The 26,933-nt window shown below is 60.4% G+C and carries 25 protein-coding genes and 2 tRNA genes; 19 read left to right on the forward strand and 8 right to left on the reverse strand.

Translation table 11 applies throughout. The features are described 5' to 3' along the window. Nucleotides 1–2: 2 nt before the first annotated feature. The 8 genes from phrB to AC1RBR_RS22440 are packed head-to-tail and all read left to right on the forward strand — an operon-like array spanning nt 3 to nt 6,793. The gene (gene phrB, locus AC1RBR_RS22405; protein WP_492566642.1) at nt 3–1,448 is read left to right on the forward strand and encodes a deoxyribodipyrimidine photo-lyase; all 1,446 of its coding nucleotides are present in this window, start codon (nt 3–5) and stop codon (nt 1,446–1,448) included. After that, complete coding sequence (locus AC1RBR_RS22410; protein WP_115984468.1) at nt 1,441–1,863, forward strand: nuclear transport factor 2 family protein; 423 nt, start codon at nt 1,441–1,443, stop codon at nt 1,861–1,863. The genes phrB and AC1RBR_RS22410 overlap by 8 nt, the downstream gene beginning before the upstream one ends. Further along, nucleotides 1,860–2,642 carry an SDR family NAD(P)-dependent oxidoreductase gene (locus AC1RBR_RS22415; RefSeq protein WP_492566644.1) on the forward strand — a complete coding sequence of 261 codons (783 nt, stop codon included), beginning with the start codon at nt 1,860–1,862 and terminating at the stop codon, nt 2,640–2,642. Before AC1RBR_RS22410 ends, AC1RBR_RS22415 begins: the two co-directional genes overlap by 4 nt. Continuing rightward, nucleotides 2,639–3,886 (forward strand): NAD(P)/FAD-dependent oxidoreductase, encoded by a 1,248-nt coding sequence (locus tag AC1RBR_RS22420; RefSeq protein ID WP_253151126.1) that lies wholly within the window; start codon nt 2,639–2,641, stop codon nt 3,884–3,886. Before AC1RBR_RS22415 ends, AC1RBR_RS22420 begins: the two co-directional genes overlap by 4 nt. Continuing rightward, nucleotides 3,883–4,698 carry a DUF1365 domain-containing protein gene (locus tag AC1RBR_RS22425; RefSeq protein WP_166497589.1) on the forward strand — a complete coding sequence of 272 codons (816 nt, stop codon included), beginning with the start codon at nt 3,883–3,885 and terminating at the stop codon, nt 4,696–4,698. Before AC1RBR_RS22420 ends, AC1RBR_RS22425 begins: the two co-directional genes overlap by 4 nt. Further along, nucleotides 4,685–5,950 (forward strand): class I SAM-dependent methyltransferase, encoded by a 1,266-nt coding sequence (locus AC1RBR_RS22430; RefSeq protein ID WP_492566647.1) that lies wholly within the window; start codon nt 4,685–4,687, stop codon nt 5,948–5,950. Before AC1RBR_RS22425 ends, AC1RBR_RS22430 begins: the two co-directional genes overlap by 14 nt. Next, nucleotides 5,943–6,434 carry a DUF2878 family protein gene (locus AC1RBR_RS22435; protein ID WP_204895344.1) on the forward strand — a complete coding sequence of 164 codons (492 nt, stop codon included), beginning with the start codon at nt 5,943–5,945 and terminating at the stop codon, nt 6,432–6,434. The genes AC1RBR_RS22430 and AC1RBR_RS22435 overlap by 8 nt, the downstream gene beginning before the upstream one ends. Before the next feature lie 53 nt (nt 6,435–6,487). Beyond that, on the forward strand, nt 6,488–6,793 hold the full coding sequence (locus tag AC1RBR_RS22440; RefSeq protein ID WP_400764008.1) for a YkgJ family cysteine cluster protein: 306 nt from the start codon (nt 6,488–6,490) through the stop codon (nt 6,791–6,793). Between the two features lie 131 nt (nt 6,794–6,924). Here the strand turns inward: AC1RBR_RS22440 and AC1RBR_RS22445 are convergent, their stop codons facing one another. The 6 genes from AC1RBR_RS22445 to hemA all read right to left on the reverse strand — a co-directional run bounded on the left by AC1RBR_RS22445 (nt 6,925) and on the right by hemA (nt 12,285). Beyond that, on the reverse strand, nt 6,925–7,443 hold the full coding sequence (locus AC1RBR_RS22445; RefSeq protein ID WP_027612230.1) for an acyloxyacyl hydrolase: 519 nt from the start codon (nt 7,441–7,443) through the stop codon (nt 6,925–6,927). Between the two features lie 112 nt (nt 7,444–7,555). Further along, nucleotides 7,556–8,347: a glutamate racemase gene (murI, locus tag AC1RBR_RS22450; protein ID WP_492566649.1), complete on the reverse strand. Its 792-nt coding sequence runs from the start codon at nt 8,345–8,347 to the stop codon at nt 7,556–7,558. Then, on the reverse strand, nt 8,340–9,095 hold the full coding sequence (locus AC1RBR_RS22455) for a molybdopterin-synthase adenylyltransferase MoeB (protein WP_492566651.1): 756 nt from the start codon (nt 9,093–9,095) through the stop codon (nt 8,340–8,342). The genes murI and AC1RBR_RS22455 overlap by 8 nt, the downstream gene beginning before the upstream one ends. Then, complete coding sequence (prmC, locus tag AC1RBR_RS22460; protein WP_492566653.1) at nt 9,089–9,919, reverse strand: peptide chain release factor N(5)-glutamine methyltransferase; 831 nt, start codon at nt 9,917–9,919, stop codon at nt 9,089–9,091. The genes AC1RBR_RS22455 and prmC overlap by 7 nt, the downstream gene beginning before the upstream one ends. After that, nucleotides 9,920–11,002 carry a peptide chain release factor 1 gene (gene prfA, locus AC1RBR_RS22465; protein ID WP_027612234.1) on the reverse strand — a complete coding sequence of 361 codons (1,083 nt, stop codon included), beginning with the start codon at nt 11,000–11,002 and terminating at the stop codon, nt 9,920–9,922. Next, entirely contained in the window at nt 10,999–12,285 is a 1,287-nt protein-coding gene (hemA, locus tag AC1RBR_RS22470) for a glutamyl-tRNA reductase (protein ID WP_047599168.1), read from the reverse strand. Before hemA ends, prfA begins: the two co-directional genes overlap by 4 nt. A 182-nt stretch (nt 12,286–12,467) precedes the next feature. Between hemA and AC1RBR_RS22475 the strand changes: the two genes are divergently transcribed. The 8 genes from AC1RBR_RS22475 (at nt 12,468) to ychF (ending at nt 19,388) form a co-directional block, all read left to right on the forward strand. Continuing rightward, nucleotides 12,468–14,192 carry a tetratricopeptide repeat protein gene (locus AC1RBR_RS22475; protein WP_492566655.1) on the forward strand — a complete coding sequence of 575 codons (1,725 nt, stop codon included), beginning with the start codon at nt 12,468–12,470 and terminating at the stop codon, nt 14,190–14,192. 3 nt (nt 14,193–14,195) lie between these two features. Continuing rightward, complete coding sequence (lolB, locus tag AC1RBR_RS22480) at nt 14,196–14,813, forward strand: lipoprotein insertase outer membrane protein LolB (protein ID WP_095136807.1); 618 nt, start codon at nt 14,196–14,198, stop codon at nt 14,811–14,813. Nucleotides 14,814–14,816: 3 nt separating this feature from the next. Continuing rightward, nucleotides 14,817–15,668 (forward strand): 4-(cytidine 5'-diphospho)-2-C-methyl-D-erythritol kinase, encoded by an 852-nt coding sequence (gene ispE, locus AC1RBR_RS22485; protein ID WP_131671048.1) that lies wholly within the window; start codon nt 14,817–14,819, stop codon nt 15,666–15,668. Nucleotides 15,669–15,705: 37 nt separating this feature from the next. After that, nucleotides 15,706–15,780 (forward strand) — tRNA-Gln (locus AC1RBR_RS22490). A gap of 45 nt (nt 15,781–15,825) precedes the next feature. Then, on the forward strand, nt 15,826–16,767 hold the full coding sequence (locus AC1RBR_RS22495) for a ribose-phosphate pyrophosphokinase (RefSeq protein ID WP_003171603.1): 942 nt from the start codon (nt 15,826–15,828) through the stop codon (nt 16,765–16,767). Between the two features lie 141 nt (nt 16,768–16,908). After that, nucleotides 16,909–17,511: a 50S ribosomal protein L25/general stress protein Ctc gene (locus tag AC1RBR_RS22500; RefSeq protein ID WP_007967646.1), complete on the forward strand. Its 603-nt coding sequence runs from the start codon at nt 16,909–16,911 to the stop codon at nt 17,509–17,511. Nucleotides 17,512–17,680: 169 nt separating this feature from the next. Further along, complete coding sequence (gene pth / locus AC1RBR_RS22505; RefSeq protein WP_095136805.1) at nt 17,681–18,265, forward strand: aminoacyl-tRNA hydrolase; 585 nt, start codon at nt 17,681–17,683, stop codon at nt 18,263–18,265. A 22-nt stretch (nt 18,266–18,287) separates the two neighbouring features. Beyond that, nucleotides 18,288–19,388 carry a redox-regulated ATPase YchF gene (gene ychF, locus AC1RBR_RS22510; protein ID WP_007967645.1) on the forward strand — a complete coding sequence of 367 codons (1,101 nt, stop codon included), beginning with the start codon at nt 18,288–18,290 and terminating at the stop codon, nt 19,386–19,388. A 187-nt stretch (nt 19,389–19,575) separates the two neighbouring features. On the opposite strand, the gene AC1RBR_RS22515 is transcribed toward ychF, so the two are convergent. Next, on the reverse strand, nt 19,576–20,793 hold the full coding sequence (locus tag AC1RBR_RS22515) for an MFS transporter (RefSeq protein WP_492566658.1): 1,218 nt from the start codon (nt 20,791–20,793) through the stop codon (nt 19,576–19,578). 427 nt (nt 20,794–21,220) lie between these two features. Between AC1RBR_RS22515 and AC1RBR_RS22520 the strand changes: the two genes are divergently transcribed. After that, a complete protein-coding gene (locus tag AC1RBR_RS22520) occupies nt 21,221–23,278 on the forward strand; it encodes a methyl-accepting chemotaxis protein (RefSeq protein WP_492566660.1) in 2,058 nt (685 codons plus the stop codon). 115 nt (nt 23,279–23,393) lie between these two features. After that, nucleotides 23,394–23,470: transfer RNA gene (locus AC1RBR_RS22525), tRNA-Met, on the forward strand. 105 nt (nt 23,471–23,575) lie between these two features. On the opposite strand, the gene AC1RBR_RS22530 is transcribed toward AC1RBR_RS22525, so the two are convergent. Next, nucleotides 23,576–24,688 (reverse strand): M14 family metallopeptidase, encoded by a 1,113-nt coding sequence (locus tag AC1RBR_RS22530; protein WP_492566662.1) that lies wholly within the window; start codon nt 24,686–24,688, stop codon nt 23,576–23,578. A 270-nt stretch (nt 24,689–24,958) separates the two neighbouring features. Between AC1RBR_RS22530 and ggt the strand changes: the two genes are divergently transcribed. Then, entirely contained in the window at nt 24,959–26,791 is a 1,833-nt protein-coding gene (gene ggt / locus AC1RBR_RS22535) for a gamma-glutamyltransferase (protein ID WP_492566664.1), read from the forward strand. Nucleotides 26,792–26,933 lie beyond the last annotated feature (142 nt).

The raw sequence follows: 26,933 nt of genomic DNA on the forward strand, positions 1-26,933 counted from the left end.
CGATGCAATTGATCTGGCTGCGCAGCGACCTGCGCCAACATGACAACACCGCCCTCGCGGCCGCTGCTGCGCGCGGCCCGACGGTTGCCGTGTATCTGTTGAGCCCGCAGCAATGGCTGGAACATGACGACGCGGCGTGCAAGATCGACTTCTGGTTGCGCAACCTGCGCGAATTGAATACCAGTCTCGGCGCGTTGAACATCCCGTTGTTGCTGCGTACCGCCGACCATTGGGATCAGGCCCCGGCGGTGCTGCTTGAGCTGTGTCGGCAACTGAACATCGAGGCCGTGCACGTCAACGAAGAATACGGCGTCCACGAAAGCCGTCGCGATGCCGCAGTCGCCGCGGCCCTGAAAGCCAAAGGCATTACTTTTCACAGCTACCTTGATCAACTGCTGTTCAAACCCGGCACGGTACTGACCAAAACCGAAACCTACTTTCAGGTGTTCAGCCAGTTCCGCAAGGTCTGCTATGAACGCCTGCACCGCTCGATGCCGGCGCTGGTCAAGACGCCCGGCAAACAGGCAAAGCTGAACATCGACAGCGATCCGGTACCGGCATCTGTCGCCGGTTTTGCAACGCCGAGCGAGTCTTTGCGCGCACTGTGGCCGGCCGGCGAACAGGAAGCCCGGCGCCGTCTCGACACCTTCGCCGACGCACAGATCGACTACTACCAGAGCGAACGCGACTTCCCGGCCAAACCCGGCACCAGTCAACTCTCGGCCTATCTGGCCGCCGGAGTGATCTCGCCGCGCCAATGCCTGCATGCGGCCCTGCAAAGCAATCAGGGCGAGTTCGACAGCGGCAAGGTCGGCGCGGTGACCTGGATCAACGAGCTGCTGTGGCGCGAGTTCTACAAACACATTCTGGTCGGCTACCCACGGGTTTCGCGCCACCGCGCGTTTCGCCCGGAAACCGAGGCCCTGGCCTGGCGTGATGCGCCAGACGAGTTGGCCGCCTGGCAAGAGGCGCGCACCGGTTTGCCGATCATTGATGCAGCCATGCGCCAACTGCTGGAAACCGGCTGGATGCATAACCGTCTGCGGATGGTGGTGGCGATGTTTCTGACCAAAAACCTGTTGATCGACTGGCGCGAAGGCGAGCGCTTTTTCATGCGCCACCTGATCGACGGCGACCTGGCGGCGAACAATGGCGGCTGGCAGTGGAGCGCCTCGACCGGCACCGATTCGGCGCCGTACTTCCGTATTTTCAACCCGATCAGCCAATCGGAAAAATTCGACAGCGAAGGCCTGTTCATCAAGCACTGGCTGCCTGAGCTGGCTGGTTTGAACAAGAAGGAAGTACACAACCCGGCCAGCGCCGGCGGACTGTTCGGCGTCGCGGATTATCCGGCACCGATCGTCAATCTGGGGGCCTCGCGCGAACGCGCGCTGGCGGCTTTCAAGAACCTGCCGTCGCGCTCGTCTATGGAAGAAGTCCATGAGTGAATTCCTGCGCCGCTTCGCCCGCCAGTTCGCCGAGTTGAACAAAGACAACTTGCAACGTCTGGGCGAGCTGTACAGCGATGACATTCATTTCACCGATCCACTGCATGAAGTACAGGGGCTGAAGCAACTGCAGCATTACTTCAGCGAGCTGTACGCCAACGTCAGCGAACTGCGCTTCGATTTCCACGGCTTCGACCAGATCGCTGACGGTGAAGGTTACCTGCGCTGGGTCATGAGTTACCGCCACCCGCGCCTGGCCGGTGGTCAATTGATTCGCGTCGCCGGGTGTTCGCACCTGCTCTGGCGCGACAAGGTTTATCGCCACCGGGATTATTTCGATGCCGGGGCCATGCTGTATGAACATTTACCCGTATTGGGCCGGGTGATCGCCTGGTTGAAAAGGAGAATGGGATGAGTCGTACACCTCCACGGCGGTATTGGCTGACCGGTGCCAGCAGTGGCATCGGCGCAGCACTGGCTGAAGACATTCTGAAAAGCGGCGCGCATCTGGCTGTCAGTTCGCGTCAGGTGGCACCGCTCAAAGTGCTGTCGCAACGTTATCCGGGGCAGGTGCTGGTGGTGCCCGGCGACCTGACCAACAGTCAGACCGTGCGCGAAATCGGCCAGCAGATCGAACAGGCCTGGGGCTCGCTGGACAGCGTGATTCTCAATGCCGGCACCTGCGAGTACGTCGATGCGCGACAGTTCGATGCCTCGATCATCGAACATGTGGTGCGCACCAACCTGCTCGCCAGCAGTTACTGCATTGAAGCGGCCCTGCCGTTGCTGCGCAAAGGCACAGCGCCGCATCTGATCGGCATGGCCAGCTCAGTCACCTACCTGCCGCTGCCTCGGGCCGAAGCCTATGGCGCGTCGAAGGCCGGGCTGCGCTATCTGTTCGAATCGCTGCGGATCGATCTGGCCGTCGAGGGCATCGATGTCACGATCATCAGCCCGGGTTTTGTCGAAACGCCACTGACTGCCAAAAACGACTTCCCGATGCCGTTGAGCTGGCCTGTGGATAAAGCCGCACGGCATATTTTCGCCAAACTCAAGGATCGTCCGCTGGAGATCGCCTTTCCGGCGCTGTTCATGGCGGCGCTGTGGCCATTGTCGAAGCTGCCGGCGCGCCTGCAACTGGCAATCGGCAAGCGCATGGTGCGCAGCAACCCACCGCTGCGAGACCCGATATGAAGATCGCCATTGTCGGCAGCGGAATCGCCGGCCTGACCTGCGCCCACCTGCTCAATCGCCGACACGACATCACGGTGTTCGAGGCCAGCGACTGGGTCGGCGGTCACACGCACACCGTGCAAGTCACCGTTGATGGCCGCGAATATGCGGTGGACACCGGCTTTATCGTGTTCAACGACTGGACCTACCCGAACTTCATTCGTTTGCTCGGCCAGCTCGGCGTGTCGTTCAAGCCGACCGAAATGAGCTTCTCGGTTACCGACCCGGACTCCGGCCTGGAATACAACGGCAACAACCTCAACAGCCTCTTCGCCCAACGCAGCAACCTGCTGTCCCCGGGGTTCTGGGGCATGTTGCGCGACATCCTGCGCTTCAATAAAGAAGCTCAGCGCGACCTCGCCGAACAGCGGATCGCCGCCGACACCACGCTCGACGATTACCTCAAGGCTGGCGGTTATGGCGAACGTTTCATCCTGCATTACATCGTGCCGATGGGCTCGGCGATCTGGTCGATGCCAATGGCCGAAATGCTCAATTTTCCGCTGCAGTTCTTCGTGCGATTCTTCAAAAATCATGGACTGCTGTCGGTCAGCGATCGCCCGCAATGGCAGGTGATCGAGGGTGGCTCCAGCGCCTACATTGCGCCGTTGACCGCGGCGTTCAGCGACAAGATTCGCCTCAGTTGTCCGGTGACCCGCATCGATCGCGACGAACACGGCGTGGTTATCCACAGCCCGGCCGGCATCGAGCGCTTCGATAAAGTCGTGCTCGCCTGCCACAGCGACCAGGCCCTGCAATTGCTGGGCACGCCAAGCCAGGCGGAACGCTCGATCCTCGGCGCCCTGCCCTATGCCGATAACGAAGTCGTGCTGCATACCGATACCCGTCTGCTGCCGACCCGCAAACTGGCGTGGGCCAGCTGGAACTATCGCTTGAGCGGCGCCGGCCATACCCACGCAGCCGTGACTTACGACATGAATATCCTGCAGGGCATTCAGAGCGACACCACGTTCTGCGTCAGCCTCAATCAGAGCGCCGGGATCAGCCCGTTCAAGGTGCTCGCCAAATACACCTACGCCCACCCGCAATTCAGCCTCGCGGCCGTGGCGGCGCAGAACCGCTGGGCCGAACTCGACGGTCAGCAGCACACCCACTATTGCGGCGCCTATTGGGCCAACGGCTTTCATGAGGACGGTGTGGTCAGCGCGTTGCGCGTGGCCGCCGCATTCGGGGAAAGCTTATGAACAGCGCCCTGTACAGTGGCTGGATCGGCCATCGGCGGTTTTCGCCAAGACGCCACGAATTCCGTTACCGGATCGGCCTGTTGTACCTCGATCTGGCCGAACAGGATGCCGTGTTCGGGCTGTCGCGGTTTGCCAGTCGCAGCCGCTTCGCACCCTTTTCATTTCGCGAAACCGATTACCTGAAAACCTTCACCGGCAGCGGCATGCGCCTGATCGACGCGGTGCGACAGCAGGTCGGCGCCGCCATCGGCCACCAACCGCAAGGTTCGATCTGCCTGCTGACTCAACCGCGCAGTTGGGGTCTGGCATTCAATCCGGTGAGCTTCTTTTATTGCCACGAGGCTGACGGGCAACTGGCGGCGATCCTCTGCGAAGTGACCAACACGCCATGGCGCGAGCGTTATCACTACGTGTTGCCGGCCAGTGCACCGACCAGTCTGCATGACTTTCATCAGCATTTCGCGGTGGCCAAGGCCTTTCATGTCTCGCCGTTTCTGCCGCGTGATCTTGAGTACCGCATGAGTTTCAGCCCGGCCGCGCAAACCCTCGGCGTGCATATGGCCGACTGGCAGGGTGAGCACAAGCTGTTCGACGCCACACTCAATCTGCAGCGGGAAAATCTGAGCCGCCATAGCCTGCACCGCTACTTGCGACGTTTTCCGTGGATGACCGCGAAAACCTGTCTGGCGATCTATTGGCAAGCCCTGCGCCTGTTGCTCAAACGCGCCCCGATTTTTGCTCATCAGGCTGCCGACGGCAGCTTCCAAACCGCCACCGTGCCTCCCAAGGAGCACCGCCATGAAATCCTCTAGCCTGTCTGTCAGTCGCTTCAGCACCAACGGCTTGACCGGCTCGCTGCTGCGCCGCGGTGTATTGCGGCAACTGAGCCAACTCAAAAACGGGCAATTGCTGGTGGTCGAGGATGGCGAACGCCTGATGTTCGGTACGCCGGGCAGCCACCTGCTCGGCGAAATCCATGTGCAGGACGCGGCGGTGTGGGGCATGGTCGCCGGCAACGGATCGATCGGTGCCGGCGAAGCGTTTATCCACGGTTACTGGAGTTCGCCGGACCTGACGGCGGTCGTGCGAGTGTTCGTCAGCAACCTCGACGTACTCGACGCCATGGAGCGCGGCCTGGCTCGCCTCAGCCGGCCGCTGGTGCAAGGCCTGCACTGGCTCAACCGCAACACGCGCAAGGGCTCGCAGAAAAACATCGCCGCGCACTATGACCTCGGCAACGACCTGTTCGAACAGTTTCTCGACCCGACCATGATGTATTCGGCCGCGCAGTTCCTCAGCCCGGAAGACAGCCTGGAACAGGCCCAGTTGAACAAGCTGGAACGGATCTGCCAGAAGCTCGCACTCAAACCCGAAGACCATTTGCTGGAGATCGGCACCGGCTGGGGCAGCATGGCGCTCTACGCCGCGCAGCATTACGGTTGCCGTGTCACCACCACAACGCTGTCGAAAGAGCAGTATGCGTTTACCGCCAAGCGCATTGAAGCTCTGGGCTTGCAGGATCGGGTAACGCTGCTGCTCACGGACTACCGCGACCTCACCGGCGAATACGACAAACTGGTGTCGATCGAGATGATCGAAGCGGTCGGCCATCGCTTCCTGCCGACCTACTTCAAACAGTGCGCGCACCTGCTCAAGAGCAACGGCCTGATGCTGTTGCAGGCGATCACCATTCGCGAGCAGCGCTACGAGCAGGCCAAGCGCGGCGTCGATTTCATCCAGCGCTACATCTTCCCTGGCGGCGCCCTGCCCAGCGTGCAGAAAATGCTTGAAGTGGTCAGCCACGAAACAGACATGAACCTGCTGCACATGGAAGACTTCGGTCTGCACTACGCCCGAACCCTACGCCTGTGGCACGAAAACTTTCGCCGTGCCCATGGCCGCTTGAGTGAGTTGGGTTATGACGATTACTTCCTGCGACTGTGGGAGTTTTACCTGTGCTACTGCGAGGGCGGGTTTCTGGAGCGCACCATCGGCACTGCGCAATTGCTGCTGGCCAAACCGGCGGCCATGCCGGCGCCGTTGCTCGGACGCTTCGATGCTTGAGCGGCTGACCAATGCCGTGCTGTTCCAGGTCGGCTGGCTGGCGTGTGTCATCGGCGGCGACAGTCTGTGGCTGCTGCTGGCGCTGGCGGTGCTGGTGATTCATCTGGGCTGGATCAGCAGTTGGGCGGCGGAAGGCCGTTTGATCCTCAGCGTGGTGCTTGTCGGCACAGCCGTAGACAGTCTGTTGCGCGCTGCAGGGGTGTTCGAATTCCAGGATCAGTCACCACTGATTCCGCTGTGGCTGATGCTGCTCTGGGCCTTGCTCGCCACCACGCTACGTCACTGCCTGCAATGGAGCGCCCGCCCGTGGTGGCTGGCCAGCGGACTCGGTGCCGTGGGCGGCGCCGTGTCCTATTACGGCGGCGGACAGCTGGCCGGGGTGCGATTTCCTTACGGTGAAGTGCCGACTCTGATCGGCATTGGCCTGCTGTGGGCGCTGCTGTTTCCGTTGTTGCATGCGATGGCTCGGCGGCTGGCCCACTGAGCGTCTGTCAGACCTTTCACACGATAACCGGCGGCTGCCTTACACTGCGCAGCATGAAAACCATTCCCCACCAGCAAATCACCGAGCCAGCGGTCACGTGTTCGACCTGCGCAGCGTGCTGTTGCCAGCTCGAAGTGATGCTGATCACCGACACCGGCGTGCCTGAGCGCTTTATCGATACTGATGAGTGGGGTGGTGAAGTGATGCTGCGTCTGGACGACGGCTGGTGCGCGGCGCTGGATCGCGACAGCATGATGTGCACGATCTATGAGAAACGTCCGCTGATCTGTCGCGAATTCGAGATGGGTGCACCGGAGTGCATTGAAGAACGCAAAGGCATTGCCACTGCCTACTGTTGATTCCGAAAAACACCGCTGAAACAAATGTAGGAGTGAGCCTGCTCGCGATTGCGGAGTACCAGTCAAACAAATGTTGGCTGACACTCCGCAATCGCGAGCAGGCTCACTCCTACAGAGGTTATGTGTAGCGCTTACAGCGGCATCGTGTAATGCAGCGCGTAGCTTTCTACACCGTCGTTGCTGCTGGCCAGACCGGCGTTGGAATAGTGCGTCGCACGAATCCCCACTTCATGCCCGCCATTGAAGCGCAGACCAAAACCGATACGGTCTTCGAACTGGAAAGAGCCGCCAATGTTGTTGCTTTCATACTTGGTGTTGGAGAACGCTGCCACACCAATACCCGCTTCAACATACGGCTTGACCGACTGACCGGCAAACTCGTAAACGAATACCGGCGAGAACGACAGGCTGTTGTTGCTGGAAGTCTTGTCACCTTCCCAGTAAGTGTAAGCGCCGCTCCAGTAACCGGTCAGGCGACCGACGTCACTTTGCAGCCAGCTCTTGTCCCAATCGAAATTCATGCCCAGACGATAAGTCATGGTCGAATCGCTGGTCGCACCCACTGCAAACTCAACGCCTGCCGCTTGTGCGGTAATACTTTGCCCCATCAGTGCAGCCGCAATCGCGGCCAAGCAGAATAGTCGCTTCACTTTGAAACTTCCTTTTCCGGAACGATCGTTTGGTTTTCTAGATAACTCATCGCTATAGAAGCTAGCGCGTGATTAGAAGTTCAGCTGTTTTTTTAGTTATTTCACATTTTTTTTACAAGTTGAATTTTTCGACGTTGCCGACAACTTGCCCCAGCAGGGGCAGGGTTCTGCGGAAGAACTCGGGGTCGGCACTGGTCCAGAATCTGACCGGACGGTTCGGGCCATCGGCCAGCAGGTCACGTTCAGCCAGCAACCGTTGCAGTTGCCGCGCTACGGCTGCGCCAGTGTCGATCAGACTGATGCTCTCGGGGAGCATGGTCTTGAGCAGCGGCTTGAGAAACGGATAGTGGGTGCAGCCGAGGATGATTGTGTCGCAACCGTTGGCCAGCAGCGGCTCGACATAGTGCTGCAGCAATGTGCGCAACTCGGCGCTGTGCAGATCGCCGCTTTCGATCAGCTCGACCAGTCCGGGACACGGCTGGGTAATGACCCGCACATCGGTGGCGAAACGGTCGAGCAACGCAGCGAACTTGGCGCTCTGCAAGGTGCCGGTGGTAGCGAGCACGCCCACCACACCACTGCGGGTCGCGGCGGCGGCGGGTTTGACCGCCGGCTCCATGCCGACAATCGGCCACTGGGGGAAATCCCGGCGCAGATCGGCGACAGCGGCCACCGTCGCGGTGTTGCAGGCGATCACCAGGGCCTTGGCGCCCTGCTCGCGGAAAAACCTGGCCATCACGTTGCAGCGCTGACGGATGAACTCCGGGGTTTTCTCGCCGTAGGGAATGTGCCCGCAATCGGCGAAATACAGCAGTGATTCCTGAGGCAGCAAACGCTGGATTTCAGCCAGTACCGACAAGCCGCCGACCCCGGAGTCGAACACCGCGATCGGTGCCTCACGCATGCTGCGAACCACAGACGCTGCAGCCCGGATCGCGCTTGACCCGCAGCTCACGGAAGCGCGAACCCAGCGCATCGATCAACAGCAGACGCCCCACCAGTGGTTCACCAAAACCGACCAGCACTTTCAACGCTTCAAGCGCCTGCAGGCTGCCGACCAGCCCCACCAGCGGCCCGACCACACCGGCTTCGCTGCACGTCAGTTCGGCTTCGCTGCCATGCCCGTACAGGCAGTGGTAGCACGGACTTTCCGGACGGCGCGGGTCGAACACCGACAACTGCCCTTCCAGACGAATCGCCGCGCCGCTGACCAGCGGTTTGCGCGCTGCCACACACGCGGCGTTGACCGCCTCGCGAGTGGAGAAGTTATCGGAACAGTCGAGCACCAGATCCACCGCCGACACGGCGGCGACAAGGGAGTCCTCGTCCAGCGCCTGACGATTGGCAATCAGTTGAATCTCGGGATTGATCGCGCCCAGGCGCTTGAGCGCCGAGTCGACCTTGCTCATGCCGACGCTGTCGGTGTCATGAATGATCTGGCGTTGCAGGTTGGTCAGGTCGACCGTGTCGAAATCCGCCAGATGCAACTCACCGACACCCGCCGCCGCCAGATAAAGCGCCACCGGCGCACCGAGACCGCCGAGGCCGACGATCAGCACGCGGCTGTCTTTGAGCTTCAGTTGCCCATCAATATCGATGTGTTGCAGCAGAATCTGCCGGCTGTAGCGCAGCAATTCCTGATCATTCAGCACGGCAGGCGCCCCAGGCTGATCCGTTGATGGCCGCCCAGATCGATGCGGCTGTGGACTTCTTCAAAACCACGGGTGAGCAACAGATCACGCACGGCTTCGGCTTGATCATAGCCGTGTTCGAGCATCAGCCAGCCGCCGGCTTCCAGATGATCCGGGGCCTGGGCAACGATCAGGCGCAGATCGTCGAGCCCGTCGACACCGGCCACCAGCGCACTGGCCGGTTCGAAGCGCACGTCGCCCTCGACCAGGTGCGGGTCGGCGGCGGCGATGTACGGCGGGTTGCTGATGATCAGATTGAAGCGCTGACCTTCAAGAGCACTGAACCAGTGGCTGCTCAGCACCGTGGCGTTGTTCAGGTTCAAGCGCTGGCGGTTGCGTTCGGCCAGGGCCACGGCTTCCAGCACGCGATCCACCGCCGTGACTTTCCACGCCGGACGCTCGCTGGCCAGGGCCAACGCAATCGCGCCGCTGCCGGTGCCCAGATCGAGAACCTTCGCCGGCGTTGCCGCCAGCAGTTCCAGCGCGGCCTCGACCAGCAACTCGGTGTCCGGGCGCGGGATCAGCGTGTGCGGCGCGACTTCCAGATCGAGCTTCCAGAACCCCTGCTGACCGAGGATGTAGGCCACCGGCTCGCCACTTCGACGCCGTTGCAGGTACTCGTTAAAAATCAGCACCGCTTCGCTGGGTACGATGCGCTCGGGCCAGGTGTGCAGGAAGCTGCGCGATTTGCCCAGTGCCGCCGCCAGGAGCAATTCGGCATCCAGGCGCGCCGTGGGCGAGTCCGGCAATTCGGCAGCGCGCAACAGACTGGCAATGATGGTCATTTATTCACCTATCGCTGCAAGTTGGTCGGCCTGGTATTCGGCCAGCAATGGCTCGATCACCGCTTCAACGCCACCGGCGAGGATTTCATCTAGGGAGTACAGGGTCAGGTTGACGCGATGGTCAGTGACCCGGCCCTGGGCAAAGTTGTACGTGCGAATGCGCTCGGAACGGTCACCGGAACCCACGAGCAACTTACGCTCGCTTGCGATGGCATTCGCCGCCGCTGCGGTTTGCTGATCGTTGAGCTTGGCCGACAGCCAGGCCATCGCCCGCGCGCGGTTCTTGTGCTGGGAACGCTCTTCCTGACACTCGACGACGGTGCCGGTCGGAATGTGCGTGATGCGGATCGCCGAGTCAGTGGTGTTGACGTGCTGACCACCGGCCCCGGAGGAACGGTAAGTGTCGACACGCAGATCCGCCGGGTTGATCTCGATGGCTTCGCGCTCGTCCGGCTCGGGCAACACCGCCACGGTGCAGGCCGAGGTGTGGATACGGCCCTGAGATTCGGTAGCGGGTACACGCTGTACGCGGTGCGCGCCGGATTCGAACTTCAGCTTGCCGTAAACGTTGTCGCCTTCAATGCGGGCGATGACTTCTTTATAGCCACCGTGCTCGCCTTCGTTTTCCGAAAGGATCTCCACGCGCCAGCCACGTCGTTCGGCGTAACGCGAGTACATGCGAAACAGATCGCCAGAGAAGATCGCCGCCTCGTCGCCACCGGTACCGGCGCGAATTTCGAGAAAGACGTTACGACCGTCATTGGGATCCTTGGGCAGCAACATGCGCTGCAGATCATCTTCCAGCCTGATCAGCAATTCCTTGGCTTCGCGGACTTCTTCCACGGCCATTTCACGCATGTCCGGGTCGCTGTCCTTGAGCAGCGCCTGGGCGCCTTCAAGATCACTTTGTACGCCGAGCAGCTTTTTATAGCCTTGTACCACCGGCTCAAGTTCGGCGTATTCCTTGGAATAAGCGCGGAATTTGGCCTGATCGGCAATGACTTCGCCGTCGCCGAGCAGCGCGGTCAGTTCCTCGAAACGGTCCTGGAGGGTGTCCAGCTTGTTGAGCAGTGACGCTTTCATTGCGGTTTTTTATCCGAAAAACTATCCGGTGAGCCCTCGAGGGCAAAGAGTTCCTGGGCCATGGCCAGCGCATCGAGGCGGCCTTCGGCAGAAAGCTTTTTCAGCTGCACGCTTGGAGCATGCAGCAGTTTGTTGGTCAGGCCCCGGGCCAGTTGCCCGAGCACGTCTTCGGCGTTGCCGCCGTTGGCCAGCAGACGCAGGGCTTTTTGCAGCTCCTCGTCGCGCAGGCGTTCGCTCTGTTGCCGATAGGCCTTGAGCACATCGACCGCCGCCAGCTCACGCAGGCGTACCATGAAATCGTCGGCGCCGACCGAGACCATCTCTTCCGCCGCCTGGGCTGCACCCTGACGACTCTTGAGGTTCTCGGCGACCACTTCGTGCAGATCATCCACGCTGTAGAGGTAAACGTCGTCGAGTTCGCCGACTTCCGGCTCGATGTCGCGCGGTACGGCGATGTCGACCATGAAGATCGGCTTGTGCTTGCGCTGCTTCAGCGCACTTTCGACCGCGCCCTTGCCGAGAATCGGCAACTGGCTGGCGGTCGAACTGATCACGATATCGCTGCGCACCAGTTCCGCCGGGATGTCCGAGAGTAGCACCGCGTGGGCACCGAACTGCTCGGCCAGCAGGCTGGCACGTTCCAGCGTACGGTTGGCAACCACGATGCGCTTGACCCCCAGTTCATGCAAATGGCGGGCGACCAGAGTGATGGTCTCGCCGGCACCGATCAGCAGGGCCTGGCTGCGTTGCAGGTCGCTGAAAATCTGTTTGGCCAGGCTGACGGCGGCAAACGCTACGGACACCGGGTTTTCGCCGATGGCAGTGTCGGTGCGCACTTGCTTGGCGGCATTGAACGTCGCTTGAAACAGCCGCCCCAGCAGCGGGCCGATGGTCCCGGCTTCACGCGCTACGGCGTAGGCCGATTTCATCTGACCGAGAATCTGCGGTTCGCCCAGCACCAGCGAGTCGAGCCCGGAGGCGACGCGCATCATGTGACGAACTGCCGCATCATCTTCATGCACATAAGCACTCGCGCGCAGCTCATCGAGGCTTAAATGGTGATAATCGGCCAGCCAGCGCAGAACCAGATCAGCAGACAGCTGATCCTGTTCTATATAAAGCTCACTGCGATTGCAGGTGGAGAGGATCGCAGCTTCGCGGCTGTCGGTGAGTCGGCAGAGCTGCTGCAAGGCCTCAACCAGCTGCTCAGGGGTAAAGGCCACGCGCTCGCGGACGTCTACTGAAGCAGTCTTGTGGTTAATACCGAGTGCAAGGAAGGCCATTCAAGGTCGCTGATGGTGACGTGAAGCCGGCAATTGTCCTACTTCGTCAGATTCAGAACAACTACCGCTGACTATTGTCCCAATTGTCGGCCACTATAAAGGCCACATTCGAGACTCGGTTATGTTTGGCCGAAGGCTTGTGTCATGATGATCCGACCGCAGGTTAGTCGTCCTCTTCCTATATGAATAGATCTTCCGCGTTGCTCCTCGCTTTTGTCTTCCTCAGCGGCTGCCAGGCCATGGCCCCCGTTTCGCCGGACGCTACCCCGCCGGTCGAAGACACCGCGTCCACACCTGAAAAACCCAAGGTCTACAGCTCGTTCAGCGAGGAAACCGTTTTCAGCCTGTTGAGCGCCGAACTGGCTGGCCAGCGCAATCGTTTCGACATTGCCCTGGACAACTACGTGACCCAGGCAATCAATACCCAGGACCCGGGGGTTTCCGAGCGCGCGTTCCGCATCGCCGAATACCTCGGTGCCGACCAGCCTGCGCTGGATACTGCGCTGATCTGGGCGAGAAACGCTCCGGACGACCTCGAAGCGCAGCGCGCCGCCGCCGTGCAACTGGCGCGCGCCGGGCGTTATGACGACTCCATGGTCTACATGGAGAAAGTCCTGCAGGGCAAGGGCGACACCCATTTCGACTTCCTCGCGCTGTCGGCCGCCGATACCGATCAGGAAACCCGCAACGGCCTGATGAAAAGCTTCGACCACCTGCTGCAGCGCCACCCGAAAAACAGCCAGCTGATTTTCGGCAAGGCCCTGCTGCTGCAACAGGACGGCGACAATAAAGCCGCACTGACTCTGCTCGAAGACAACCCGCCGGAAGAAGGCGAGATTGCTCCGATCCTGCTGCGTGCACGCCTGCTGCAAACCATGAATCGTGGCGACGAAGCCCTGCCGCTGTTGCAGAAAAGCATCAAGAAATACCCGGACGACAAACGCCTGCGCCTGACCTATGCGCGCACGCTGGTCGAACAGGACCGGATGGAAGACGCCAAGGTCGAGTTTTCCACCCTCGTCCAGCAATATCCGGAAGACGATGAACTGCGTTACTCGCTGGCGCTGGTGTGCCTGGAGGCCAAGGCCTGGGACGAGGCCAAGGGTTATCTGGAAGACCTGATCGCCCGTGAAAGCCATGTCGATTCGGCGCATCTGAACCTCGGTCGCATCGCTGAAGAGCGCAACGACCCGCAGGGCGCGCTGATCGAATACGCGCAGGTCGGCCCGGGCAACGACTACCTGCCGGCGCAACTGCGTCAGGCCGATATTCTGATGAACAACGGCAAGACCGCCGAAGCCCAGAGCAAACTGGCCGCCGAGCGCGATGCCCAGCCGGATTATGCGATCCAGCTGTATCTGATCGAATCCGAAACCCTGTCGGCCAACAAACAGGACGACAAGGCCTGGAAAACGCTGGATAAAGCCTTGCAGCAATACCCGGACGATCTGAATCTGCTCTATACCCGCGCGATGCAGGCGGAAAAACGCAATGACCTGGCGCAGATGGAAAAAGACCTGCGCCTGATCATCAAGCGCGACCCGGACAACGCCATGGCGCTCAATGCGCTGGGCTACACCCTGTCCGATCGCACTACCCGTTACGCTGAAGCCAAGACCCTGATCGAACAGGCGCACCAGATCAATCCGGAAGACCCGGCGGTACTCGACAGCCTCGGTTGGGTGAATTACCGCATGGGCAATCTGGACGACGCCGAGAAATACCTGCGTCAGGCCCTCGAGCGTTTCCCGGACCACGAAGTCGCCGCGCACTTGGGCGAAGTCCTGTGGGTCAAGGGCAATCAGCGCGAAGCCAAACAAGTCTGGGGCAAGTACCTCAAAGATCAGCCCGACAGCACCATCCTGCGCAGCACCATCAAGCGCCTGACCGGATCCGAGACTCTTTAACTCATGTTTTTGCGCCACGTTATTGTTTTCAGTTTCATCGCCCTGCTCGCCGGTTGCGCGGGCTTCGGCGCTCGCGAATCGGTCGAGGGCCACGGCAGTCCGGCTCAGTGGGCCGCGAACAAACAACAGCTGACCGGCCTCGACGGCTGGCAGATCGACGGCAAGATCGGCATCCGTGCACCGAAAGATTCCGGCAGCGGCACGCTGTTCTGGCTGCAACGCCAGGACTACTACGACATTCGCCTGTCCGGCCCGCTGGGTCGTGGCGCGGCGCGTCTGACCGGGCGCCCGGGCAAGGTCTCGCTGGAAGTCGCCAATCAGGGCCGCTATGACTCCGAGTCGCCGGAAGCGCTGCTCGAAGAGCAACTCGGCTGGAAGCTGCCGGTGTCGAATCTGGCCTGGTGGGTCCGTGGCCTGCCGGCACCCAGCAGCAAAAGTCGTCTGACCCTCGATAACGACAGTCGCCTGGCCAATCTGGAACAGGACGGCTGGAAGGTCGAGTACCTCAGCTACGCCGAGCAAAATGGTTACTGGCTGCCCGAGCGGATCAAGCTGCACGGCACCGATCTGGACGTAACGCTGGTGATCAAGACCTGGCAACCGCGTAAATTGGGGCAATAAAGCATGACCGCTCCACGTCTTACGCTGCCGTCGCCGGCCAAGCTCAACCTGATGCTGCACATTCTCGGGCGCCGCGCAGATGGCTACCACGAACTGCAGACGCTGTTTCAGTTTGTCGATTACGGCGACGAAATCACCTTCGCCGTGCGCGATGATGGCGTGATTCAGCTGCACACCGAATTCGCTGGTGTGCCCCACGACAGCAACCTGATCGTGCGTGCGGCAAAAATGCTGCAGCAACAGTCCGGCTGCACACTCGGCATCGACATCTGGATCGACAAGGTGCTGCCCATGGGCGGCGGCATCGGTGGCGGCAGCTCCAACGCGGCGACCACCCTGCTCGGCCTCAATCACTTGTGGCAACTGGGCTGGGATGAAGATCGCCTCGCCGCACTGGGCCTGTCGCTCGGCGCCGACGTGCCGGTTTTCGTCCGTGGTCACGCGGCATTTGCCGAAGGCGTGGGCGAGAAACTGACCCCGGTCGAGCCCGAAGAACCGTGGTATCTGGTGCTCGTGCCGCAAGTCTCTGTAAGTACGGCAGAAATTTTTTCCGATCCTTTGTTGACACGTAACACGCCGCCCATTAAAGTGCGCCCCGTTCCCGAGGGAAACAGTCGAAATGACTGCTTGCCGGTGGTTGCAAGGCGTTATCCAGAAGTACGTAACGCATTGGATTTGTTAGGTAAATTTACCGAAGCAAAACTCACCGGAACTGGAAGTTGTGTGTTTGGGGGCTTCCCAAGCAAAGCTGAAGCTGATAAAGTCTCGGCCCTTCTGACAGAGACCCTTACAGGGTTTGTAGCGAAAGGAAGCAACGTTTCGATGTTGCATCGCAAGCTGCAAAGTCTGCTCTAAAAGGAATCAAGTGCCAGGCACTTGAAGCAACAGATACAGGGGCGTCGCCAAGCGGTAAGGCAGCAGGTTTTGATCCTGCCATGCGTTGGTTCGAATCCAGCCGCCCCTGCCATTTTCTATACTCATCCAGGTTACCCTCAGCCTCTAGGTACTGCGCGTGTCCAAGATGATGGTCTTTACGGGGAATGCTAACCCCGATCTGGCTCGGCGTGTTGTACGTCAGCTGCATATCCCTCTCGGTGACATCTCTGTCGGCAAATTCTCCGACGGCGAAATTACTGCCGAGATCAATGAAAACGTTCGCGGTAAAGACGTTTTCATTATTCAGCCGACTTGCGCTCCGACCAACGATAACCTGATGGAACTGGTAGTGATGGCTGATGCCTTCCGCCGCTCCTCGGCTACTCGTATTACTGCTGTTATTCCTTATTTTGGTTATGCCCGTCAGGATCGCCGTCCGCGTTCCGCACGTGTGGCTATCAGCGCGAAAGTCGTTGCTGACATGCTCACCGTAGTCGGCATCGACCGTGTTCTCACGGTTGATCTGCATGCTGACCAGATTCAGGGCTTCTTCGATATTCCGGTAGATAACATCTACGGCTCCCCGGTTCTGGTGGATGACATTGAAGATCAGCGCTTCGAAAACCTGATGATCGTGTCCCCGGACATTGGTGGCGTCGTGCGTGCACGGGCTGTTGCCAAATCCCTGGGCGTGGATCTCGGGATCATCGACAAACGCCGTGAGAAAGCCAATCACTCTGAAGTGATGCATATCATCGGTGATGTCGAAGGGCGTACCTGCATTCTGGTCGATGACATGGTCGATACCGCCGGCACTCTGTGCCACGCGGCCAAGGCCCTGAAAGAGCATGGCGCAGCCAAGGTCTTTGCCTACTGCACACACCCTGTGCTGTCGGGTCGGGCCATCGAGAATATCGAAAATTCCGTGCTGGACGAGCTGGTGGTGACTAACACCATCCCGCTGTCCGCTGCAGCACAAGCCTGTGCACGTATCCGTCAACTGGATATCGCACCGGTTGTTGCCGAAGCGGTTCGCCGCATCAGCAATGAAGAATCGATCAGCGCGATGTTCCGTTAAGGGCCCTGCCCTTCTCGAAATGTCTCGTTGACGAAAAGCGCCCCGCCCCGGCATTCCTGTCGGGGCGGGGCTTTTTTGCCCATACCGTGTTTGGCGCTGGTCGCAAACGCCACTCGGTCATGGCTATTTTGGAGATACAAAATGAACGATTTTACTCTGAATGCTGAAGTGCGTTCCGACCTGGGGAAAGGTGCGAGCCGCCGCCTGCGTCGTCTCGCCGCTCTGGTTCCAGCTGTTGTTTACGGTGGCGACAAAGCCCCTGAATCCATCAGCATGCTGGCCAAAGAAGTTGCCAAACTGCTCGAAAACGAAGCGGCTTACAGCCACATCATCGAGCTGAACGTTGGTGGCAAGAAACAAAACGTCGTCATCAAAGCTCTGCAACGTCACCCGGCCAAAGGCCACGTGATGCACGCTGACTTCGTACGCGTTGTAGCTGGCCAGAAACTGACCGCTATCGTTCCTGTGCACTTCATCAACGAAGCTGCTCCAGTGAAGAAAGGCGGCGAAATCTCGCACGTTGTTGCCGAGATCGAAGTTTCCTGCCTGCCAAAAGACCTGCCTGAGTTCATCGAAGTCGACCTGGCTAACGCTGAAATCGGCACCATCGTTCACCTGTCGGACCTCAAAGCTCCTAAAGGTGTCGAGTTCGTTGCTCTGGCACACGGCGATGACAAGGCAGTAGCCAACGTCCACGCTCCACGTGTTGCTCCAGAAGCTACCGAAGAAGGCGCAGCAGAGTAATTTCACTCTGTTCGTCGGAGTGAGTGAAACATCGCGGACTGGAACGTAGCGAGAAAGCGGGCGAGAACGCGGAGTTTACATTCATGGTAAATGAGCAATTTTCGTCCACTTTCGCCGCCTTCACTGATCGCGGCGATGTTAGCCACCACTCCAAGGAAGGGCCCCTATCGTGACTGCCATCAAACTGATCGTTGGCCTGGGTAATCCAGGCGCCGAATACGAACAGACCCGGCATAACGCAGGGGCCCTTTTTGTTGAGCGCATCGCTGCCGCGCAAGGTGTGAGCCTTGTGGCCGATCGCAAATATTTCGGCCTGACCGGGCGCTACTCGCATCAGGGTCAGGATGTTCGTCTGCTGATTCCCACCACCTACATGAACCGCAGCGGCCAGGCCGTGGCGGCACTCGCCGGTTTCTTCCGCATCAAGCCTGAAGAAATCCTGGTGGCGCACGACGAACTCGACCTGCCTCCGGGCGTCGCCAAGCTCAAGCAGGGCGGCGGCCACGGCGGTCACAACGGGTTGCGCGACATCATCGCGCAACTGGGCAATCAGAATACTTTCTACCGCCTGCGGCTTGGCATCGGCCACCCGGGCGTCGCCAGTATGGTTTCAAATTTCGTCCTGGGTCGTGCGCCACGCGCCGAACAGGAAAAACTCGATGCCAGCATCGACTTTGCCCTCGGCGTGCTGCCGGATATCCTCGCCGGTGAATGGAACCGCGCGATGAAAAACCTGCACAGCCAGAAGGCCTGACTCTAATCCGAGGGGAAACACCATGGGATTCAATTGCGGCATCGTCGGCCTGCCTAACGTCGGCAAGTCCACCCTGTTCAACGCCCTGACCAAATCCGGTATCGCGGCCGAGAACTTCCCCTTCTGCACCATCGAGCCGAACAGCGGCATCGTGCCGATGCCGGATCCACGTCTGGAAGCCTTGGCGGCCATCGTCAATCCGAAGCGCATCCTGCCGACCACCATGGAGTTCGTCGACATTGCTGGCCTGGTGGCCGGCGCCTCGAAAGGTGAAGGTCTGGGCAACAAGTTCCTGGCCAACATCCGCGAAACCGACGCCATCGCTCACGTGGTGCGCTGCTTCGAAGACGACAACGTGATCCACGTTTCCAACAGCGTCGATCCGAAGCGCGACATCGAAATCATCGACCTGGAACTGATCTTCGCCGACCTCGACAGCTGCGAGAAGCAACTGCAGAAAGTCGCGCGCAACGCCAAGGGCGGTGACAAGGACGCCGTGGTTCAGAAGGCTCTGCTGGAGCAACTGATCGCACACTTCACCGAAGCCAAGCCTGCACGCAGCCTGATGAAGAACATGAGCGCTGACGAAAAGTCGGTGATCAAGGGCTTCCACCTGCTGACCACCAAACCGGTCATGTACATCGCCAACGTCGCTGAAGACGGTTTCGAGAACAACCCGCACCTGGACGTGGTCAAGGCCATCGCCGAAGAAGAAGGCGCCATGGTTGTTCCGGTGTGCAACAAGATCGAAGCGGAAATCGCCGAGCTCGACGACGGCGAAGAGAAAGACATGTTCCTCGAGGCCCTGGGCCTGGAAGAGCCTGGCCTGAACCGCGTGATCCGCGCCGGCTACGAAATGCTGCACCTGCAGACCTACTTCACCGCCGGTGTCGAAGAAGTCCGCGCCTGGACCGTCAAAGTCGGTGCCACCGCACCACAAGCCGCCGGCGTGATCCACACCGACTTCGAAAAAGGCTTCATCCGCGCCGAAGTCATCGCCTACAACGACTTCATCCAGTACAAGGGCGAAGCCGGTACCAAGGAAGCCGGTAAATGGCGCCTGGAAGGCAAGGACTACATCGTCAAAGACGGCGACGTGATGCACTTCCGCTTCAACGTGTAAGCGACACGCCCAAGAAAAAGCCGCGTTTGATACGCGGCTTTTTTGTGCCTGACAGATTTGTTTGCAACACCACCAATCCCCCTGTTGGAGCGGGCTTGCTCGCGAATGCGGTGGGTCAGCCACATTAATATCGACTGATATACCGCATTCGCGAGCAAGCCCGCTCCCACAGTTGGAATTGTGTAGGTCAGGCCTTTTTGGTGCGCGGCAGGAAGATCGCCAGCACGCCAAACAACGGCAAAAACGAACACAGGAAGTACACGTACTCAATCCCGTGCACATCCGCCAAGTGCCCCAGCAGCGCCGCACCAATCCCGCCGAAACCAAACATTAAACCGAAGAACACTCCGGCAATCATCCCGACATTGCCCGGCACCAGTTCCTGCGCGTAAACCACGATCGCCGAGAACGCCGAGGCGAGGATGAAGCCGATCACCACGCTGAGGACAGTGGTCCAGAACAGATCGACGTGCGGCATCAGCAAGGTGAATGGCGCCACACCGAGGATCGAAAACCAGATCACCGCCTTACGCCCGATCTTGTCGCCGATCGGCCCGCCGAAGAACGTCCCCGCCGCCACTGCACCGAGAAACAGGAACAGGTGCAGTTGCGAACTGGCCACCGACAGGTCGAATTTCTCGATCAGGTAGAAGGTGAAGTAACTGGTGAGGCTGGCCATGTAGAAATACTTGGAGAACACCAGCAGACCGAGCACCACCAGCGCACTGATCACCCTGCCCTTCGACAGCCCGTGAGTCGCCGCCTGACCGGCCTTGAGTTTGAACAGGTTCAGGTGATGGGCGTACCAGCGGCTGATGCGATACAGCACGAACAGCGCAAACACCGCGAATAAACCAAACCACGCCACGTTGCCCTGACCGAATGGAATGATGATCGCCGCCGCCAGCAACGGACCGAACGCGGAACCGGCGTTACCACCGACCTGGAAGGTCGATTGCGCCAGACCGAAGCGTCCGCCGGAGGCCAAACGCGCGATCCGCGAAGCCTCGGGATGAAAGGTCGAGGAGCCAATACCGATCAGCGCCGCCGCCAGCAGAATCAATGGAAAACAGCCGACCACCGACATCATCACGATGCCAATCAGCGTGCAGATCGAACCCGCCGGCAACAGCCACGGTTTCGGATGGCGGTCAGTGTGATAACCGACCCACGGCTGCAACAGCGACGCGGTCAACTGGAAGGTCAGCGTGATCAGGCCGACCTGAGTAAACGTCAGGCCATAATTGGCTTTGAGCATCGGATAAATCGACGGCAGCACCGACTGAATCAGGTCGTTGATCAAATGCGCCAGCGCCACCGCGCCGATGATACGCATCACCAGTGGGCTGCTTTGCGGAGCAGCGGGCGCCGAGGCAGCGGCGGTCTGAGCGTTGCTGATAGCCATGAAGGTTTCCGTACAGCAGATGGATGCACGCAGGCAGGTGCGTCAATGTGCCATTTTTCGGTGCGCCAGCGCCATCCCCTTAGCCAGCTAACTAACCAACCGAATAACAGACCAATCTCTGTAGGAGCTGCCGAAGGCTGCGATCTTTTGATCTTGCTCCTTAAAAACAAGATCAAAGATCGCAGCCTTCGGCAGCTCCTACAGGGGAAAGGGTGATAGCGCAACGCCATGGTCTGAATCTTGCCTTGCTTCTCCCCTCGAACGCGGCGGCCTTACAAAGGTCACCGAGAATGGGAAGTTTCGCTACAGAGCCGGCCTACAGAGCGGGCGAGAGTGAACTTTCGAGGCCTTTTAGAGGGCACAGGTCGCGATCGGAATGAGCGCGATGCACGCCAATGGTGCGTGGTGTCCAGAGGAGTCATGAGGCATGCAGGCTTTCTTGTCACCGGGGATCAAATTGCTGGGGCGGTTTGGATTCGCGCGTAAATTCCAGTTGTTGTTTCTGCTGTTCATTCTGCCGTTGGCCGGCAGCCTGTTGATGATTGGCCAGGACTATCGCAACAAGCTCAATCTGATTTCCGGCGAGCGTGCAGGCGTGCGCCAGTTGCTCAGCCTCGATGCGCTGGACAACCTGCTTGCCGCCCAGCGTGACCGCGCCGCCCGTTGGCGCGCCACCGAAACCAATCGCCAGCCGACCCCGGCTACCCTCGCCGCCATGGCGGCGTTTGACGCGGTGCAACCAGCCGTCCAGCAAGCCACCAGTGATTTGGGTAACGCGCTGAAAAATGAAGGTGCCGAAGGCGAAACTTTCGCTCGCTATCAAGCCCTGCAAACCGCGCTCGGCGGTCTGGATTCGAAAAGCCTGAGCAGCGTCGGCTGGTGGCCGGACGGTTACGATCGTTTCACCAACGCCCTCAGCGCCCTGCAAGCCTTGCGTGAGCAGATCGTCATGGACAACCGCCTGACGCTGGCGCCATGGCTGGAAACCTATCTGCTGACGCAGATCTCCACGCAGCACGCACCGGATCTGATCGAGCGTGTGGGCCGCCTCGCCGCCGTCGGTCAGGCTTCGGTGGTCTCGGGCCAATTCACTTTGCAGAGTCGTTTGCAGCTACGCGACCTGCGCGGGCGGATTGGCGACGCCCGCGAACAGCTTGTCAAAACGGCAGGTCTGCTCGAAGCGCGTCTGCCGAGCGATCTGCAAAGCTGGGCCGGCCAGTACCACGACAGTCTCAAACGTCTCGATGCCGGGCTGAAAGTGCTGGATGACGGCGTGTTCGGCGGCAGTATTAGCCTCAAGCCTGAAGACTTCGAACGCAGCCTCGATGCACTGTTGGGCGATCTCGCCTCATTGCGCCAGCAATCGCTGCTGTCGCTGGATCAGCGCCTGGATGCTTACCACGCCTCGGCGATTCGCCAGTTCATCATGGTCGCCGCCGTGTTCGGTTGCCTGTTGCTGGCGGCGCTGTACCTGTTCGTCTGTTTGCAGGCTTCGATCCGCCGCAGCGCCAGCGGCATTACTCTGCTGGCCGAAGCCCTGCGTGACGGCAATCTCAGCCTGCAAGTGCCGGTCGTGGGCCGCGATGAGCTGGCGGCGATCAGTACCGCGCTCAACGTTGCCGTGGTGCAACTGCGCGCCAGCATGCTCGGGGTCGATCACGAAACCTCGCAACTGAGTCACGCGGTGCGCAGCCTCAACGATCACTCCAGCGGCGCGCTCAACGAGGTCGAAGCGCAGCAGTTGCAGATCAGCCAGATCGCCGCCGCTGCCACGCAACTGGCCGCCACTTCGCAAGGTGTGGCGCAAAGTTGCGAACAGGCCTCCGGCAGCGCCCAGCACACCCGGCGCATCGCCGCCGACAGCAGCCGCGACAGTCAGCGCACCACGGCGAGCATTCAGCAGCTCAATCAACGCCTGAACGAAACTGCCGCGGCACTCGGTCGAGTCAGCGAACAGGGGCAGCAGATTCAACTGGTGGTCGACACCATTCGCGGCGTCGCCGAGCAGACCAACCTGCTGGCGCTCAACGCTGCGATCGAGGCGGCACGCGCCGGCGAACAAGGGCGCGGGTTTGCCGTGGTCGCCGATGAAGTGCGCAGCCTGTCGCAGCGCACCCAGTCATCGACCGCGCAGATCGCCGGCACCGTCGACAGCTTGCGCGCCACGGTCAACGAAGCAGTGAGCCTGATGGAAGCCGCATGCGGCCAGGCGCAATCGGATGCCGAAGCTGTAACCGGTCTCGGTGAACGCCTCGGCGAAATCGCCAGCGCGGTGCAGAGTGTCACTGACACCCTGGCGCAAATCGCCACCGCTGTGGAGGAACAGGCGAGCACCGCCGATGAAGTCAGCGGCAATATCCAGCAGGTTGATCAGGCGGCGATGCGTTTGCTTGAAGGTGCGCGGGCGGTGAACCTCGCAGCGGATACGCTGAGCCAGGGCAGCCATGCGTTGAGCGCCAATACCGCGAGATTCCAGCTGCGTTGACGCCCTGCCCGGCCCCGATTTCCGGGGTCGGAGGATAAGCGGTTGAAAATAAGAAGAAATATTTTAAATTTACGCTTGACGCTTTTCCATTTCAGGGGAATAATGCGCGCCACTTGGCTACATAGCTCAGTTGGTTAGAGCATAGCATTCATAATGCTGGGGTCCGGGGTTCAAGTCCCTGTGTAGCCACCAAGTACTAAAAACGGCTTACCGAAAGGTAGGCCGTTTTTTTATGCCTCGAAAAAACCGTCCTCTGTGGTGAGGAGATAAATCCCTCACCACAATGCCAGGCCTGACCTATTCAGGCTGCTCTGCCGACAGGGCCGCCAATCCCTTCGCCCAGATTTGCCGAGTGCGCAACCCGACCATCGCCCGCCAGTCAGGATCGGCCGGATAGAACTGCTCCAGCAGTTTCAACTTGATCGCCCGCCCCGTCGCATCCAGCGGATCGCCATGCAAATGCAGCCAGTGATCATCGCGCAAATAACGATGCACCTCCGGCCCCGGATACGTTCCGCATTCGATCACGAATGGCATCAATTGCACGCCCGGCAACGCATTGAGCAATGCCTGTGAGGTGTAGCCGGTAGCCGTCGCCGCGACACCGGTTTCACTCAACGTTTCGGCGCCGGTGTGCAAGGTGTACAACCATGGGCCGTAGATCGACTGTGCTTGCGCCAACGCCGGGTAAGGCGCCTGGGTGATGGTCAGCAACATCGGATGACCGTATTCGCCGGCGCCGGTGTGCAGGTCGAAACACATCACGGTTTCCGCACCGGTCAGATGCGCATCGATGATCTGGTGCAAAGTGCGATTCGACCAGCTCGGCGCGCGGCCACCATAGAACAGTCCATCGGGATGGCTATGCTGACCGCCCTCGACAATCGACATCACCGCCGGCCAGCCGTGTTCGGCAATCTGCGCGTCGAGCAAGGCATCGGCCCGCGCGCGCTCCGGGCCGTGCAAATCGGTGCAGGCGTAGATCTCGTGCAGCGTGGCGTAGGCGCGGTTGTCCGGTAGCGGGGCGGTGAAATCCAGGTGATTGCGGTTGAGGTCGATATTGTCTTCGTTGACCCGGCGCAGCCACGCCGTACCCCACGGGTTGATCAGGTGAATCATCACTACCGCGACATCGTTGGGCAGCGAGCCCGGCACGAAAGTCTTCAGCCAGTCGATCTGGCAATCCGAGCCGTAATAGCCCTCGACTCCGTGAGTGCCGCTGAGTGTGACCAGCCGGCGCTTTGCCTGTGGATCACCGAGCACAGCGACATCAGTGCTCAGCGGTTCGCCAAAAGGGCCGCAATGCGGATGGGCGTAGGAGGTGAGCGTGGCTCCGGCAGTTTGGGCGGCGGTCAGAAACTGTTCGCGTTTATCGCGGTAACTGGACTCGGTGGGAAACTCGCTGTGCATGTCGGCCTCTTGTGGTTTTTATGGCTTGACCTTTGTAGGAGTGAGCCTGCTCGCGATAGCGGTGGGTCAGTCAACTTGGATGTTGAATGTTATGGCGCCATCGCGAGCAGGCTCACTCCTACAGGGGGATGTTTGCGGTCGTTCGATTGAGGTTGACCCTAGCGAACATCCGCCCGGAAAAGAAAGACAAAAATGCCCACCGGTTTGCGTCGCGACCGAGCGGTCGATAAAGTCCGTCAGACCTTTCACCCCACGGACGGAGAGCCACACGTGCTTCCAGCCCTGCCCCTGAGCCGCTTTCGCCTGCCTGCCCTGACACTGATCATCAGCGCCCTGACCCTCGCCGCGTGCAACGCCCCGCCCTCCTCGACCTTGCCGCTGGCGCCGGAAGCCGCTTCGGGTTACCGCACCGACCTGCAGACCCGCCACGCCAGTAAACACATGGCCGCTGCCGCCAATCCGCTGGCTGCCGAGGCGGGGCGCGAGATGCTGCGCAAAGGTGGTTCGGCGATTGATGCGGCGATTGCCATGCAGGCAGTGCTGACCCTGGTCGAGCCGCAATCCTCCGGGATCGGTGGCGGTGCGATGATCGTGTTGTGGGACGGCAAACAGGTGCGCACCTATGACGGACGCGAAACCGCGCCGGCCGGTGCCACCGAGAAGCTGTTCCTACAGGCCGACGGCAAACCGATGCCGTTCCCGCAGGCGCAGATCGGCGGTCGCTCGGTGGGCACTCCGGGCGTGTTGCGCGCACTGGAACTGGCCCATAAACAACACGGTCGCCTGCCATGGGCCACGCTGTTCGAGCCGGCGATCAAACTCGCCGAGCAGGGCTTTGCGATTTCGCCGCGCCTGCATTCGCTGCTGGAATCCGACCCGGTGATCCGCAAATCGCCGGACATGGCTGCTTACTTCCTCAACGGCGACGGCAGCGTCAAAGCCGTCGGCACGCGTCTGCAGAATCCGGCATTGGCCGCCGTATTCAAGCGCATCGCCAACGAAGGTCCTGACGCGTTGTACAAAGGCCCGATTGCCGAAGAGATCGTCGCCAAAGTGCAGGGCCACGCCAACCCCGGCAGCCTGTCGCTGAATGATCTGCAAGGCTACAAGGCCAAAGAGCGCGCACCGCTGTGCACCGATTACAAACGCTGGCAGGTCTGCGGCATGCCGCCACCGTCGTCGGGCGGGATCGCCGTGGCGCAGATTCTCGGCACTTTGCAGGCGCTGGAAACCCGCGATCCGCGCCTGTCGCTGACGCCGCTCAAACCAGTGAAAACCAACAAACCGGCCGGTATCGAACCCGATCCAAAAGCCGTGCACTTGATCGCCGAAGCCGAACGCCTGGCCTACGCCGACCGCGCGCAATACGTCGCCGACAGCGATTTCGTCCCGGTGCCGGTCAAAGGTCTGGTCGACCCGGGCTATCTGGCCAACCGCGCCAGCCTGATCGGCGAACGCAGCATGGGCAGCGCCCAACCGGGCACACCGCCGGGCGTACAAGTGGCCTACGCCCCGGATCGCTCGCCGCTGCGCATCTCCACCTCGCAAGTGGTCGCGGTGGATGACCTCGGTGGCGCGGTGTCGATGACCACCACCATCGAAGCGGCGTTCGGTTCGCACCTGATGGTTCAGGGCTTTCTGCTGAATAACCAGATGACCGACTTCTCGTTCATCCCCGAAGAGAACGGGCAGAAAGTCGCCAACCGCGTCGAACCCGGCAAACGCCCACGCTCGTCGATGGCGCCGACGCTGATCTTCGATCGCAACAGCGGCGAATTCCTCGCCAGCGTCGGCTCGCCGGGCGGTTCGCAGATCATCGAATACGTGGCCAAGACCACCGTCGGCCTGCTCGACTGGAACCTCGACCCGCAAAGCGCCATCAGCCTGCCCAACTTCGGCAGCCGCAACGGCCCGACCGAACTGGAACAAGGTCAGTTCAGCCCGGCGTTGATTCAGGCGTTGAAGGACAAGGGCCACACGGTCAATGAAATCGACATGACCAGCGGCACGCAGGCGATCGTTAGGATCAAGGATGCGCAGGGTAAAGCGTCGTTGGCCGGTGGTGCCGATCCGCGGCGTGAAGGGGAAGCGTTGGGGGATTGAGGTGGCAAGGGTTGAAGAAAAGGCCTGCCGCAAGGCAGGCCTTTTGCGCAACACACTGCGTATTTCAAATCAGGATGTTTAATAGCGGCCAAGCAAACGCAGAACCGTCCCACAAGGTTTTCAGGTTGTCCGTCGGACGTCA

It is taken from the genome of Pseudomonas sp. GW823-FHT01D03 (genome assembly GCF_058798255.1).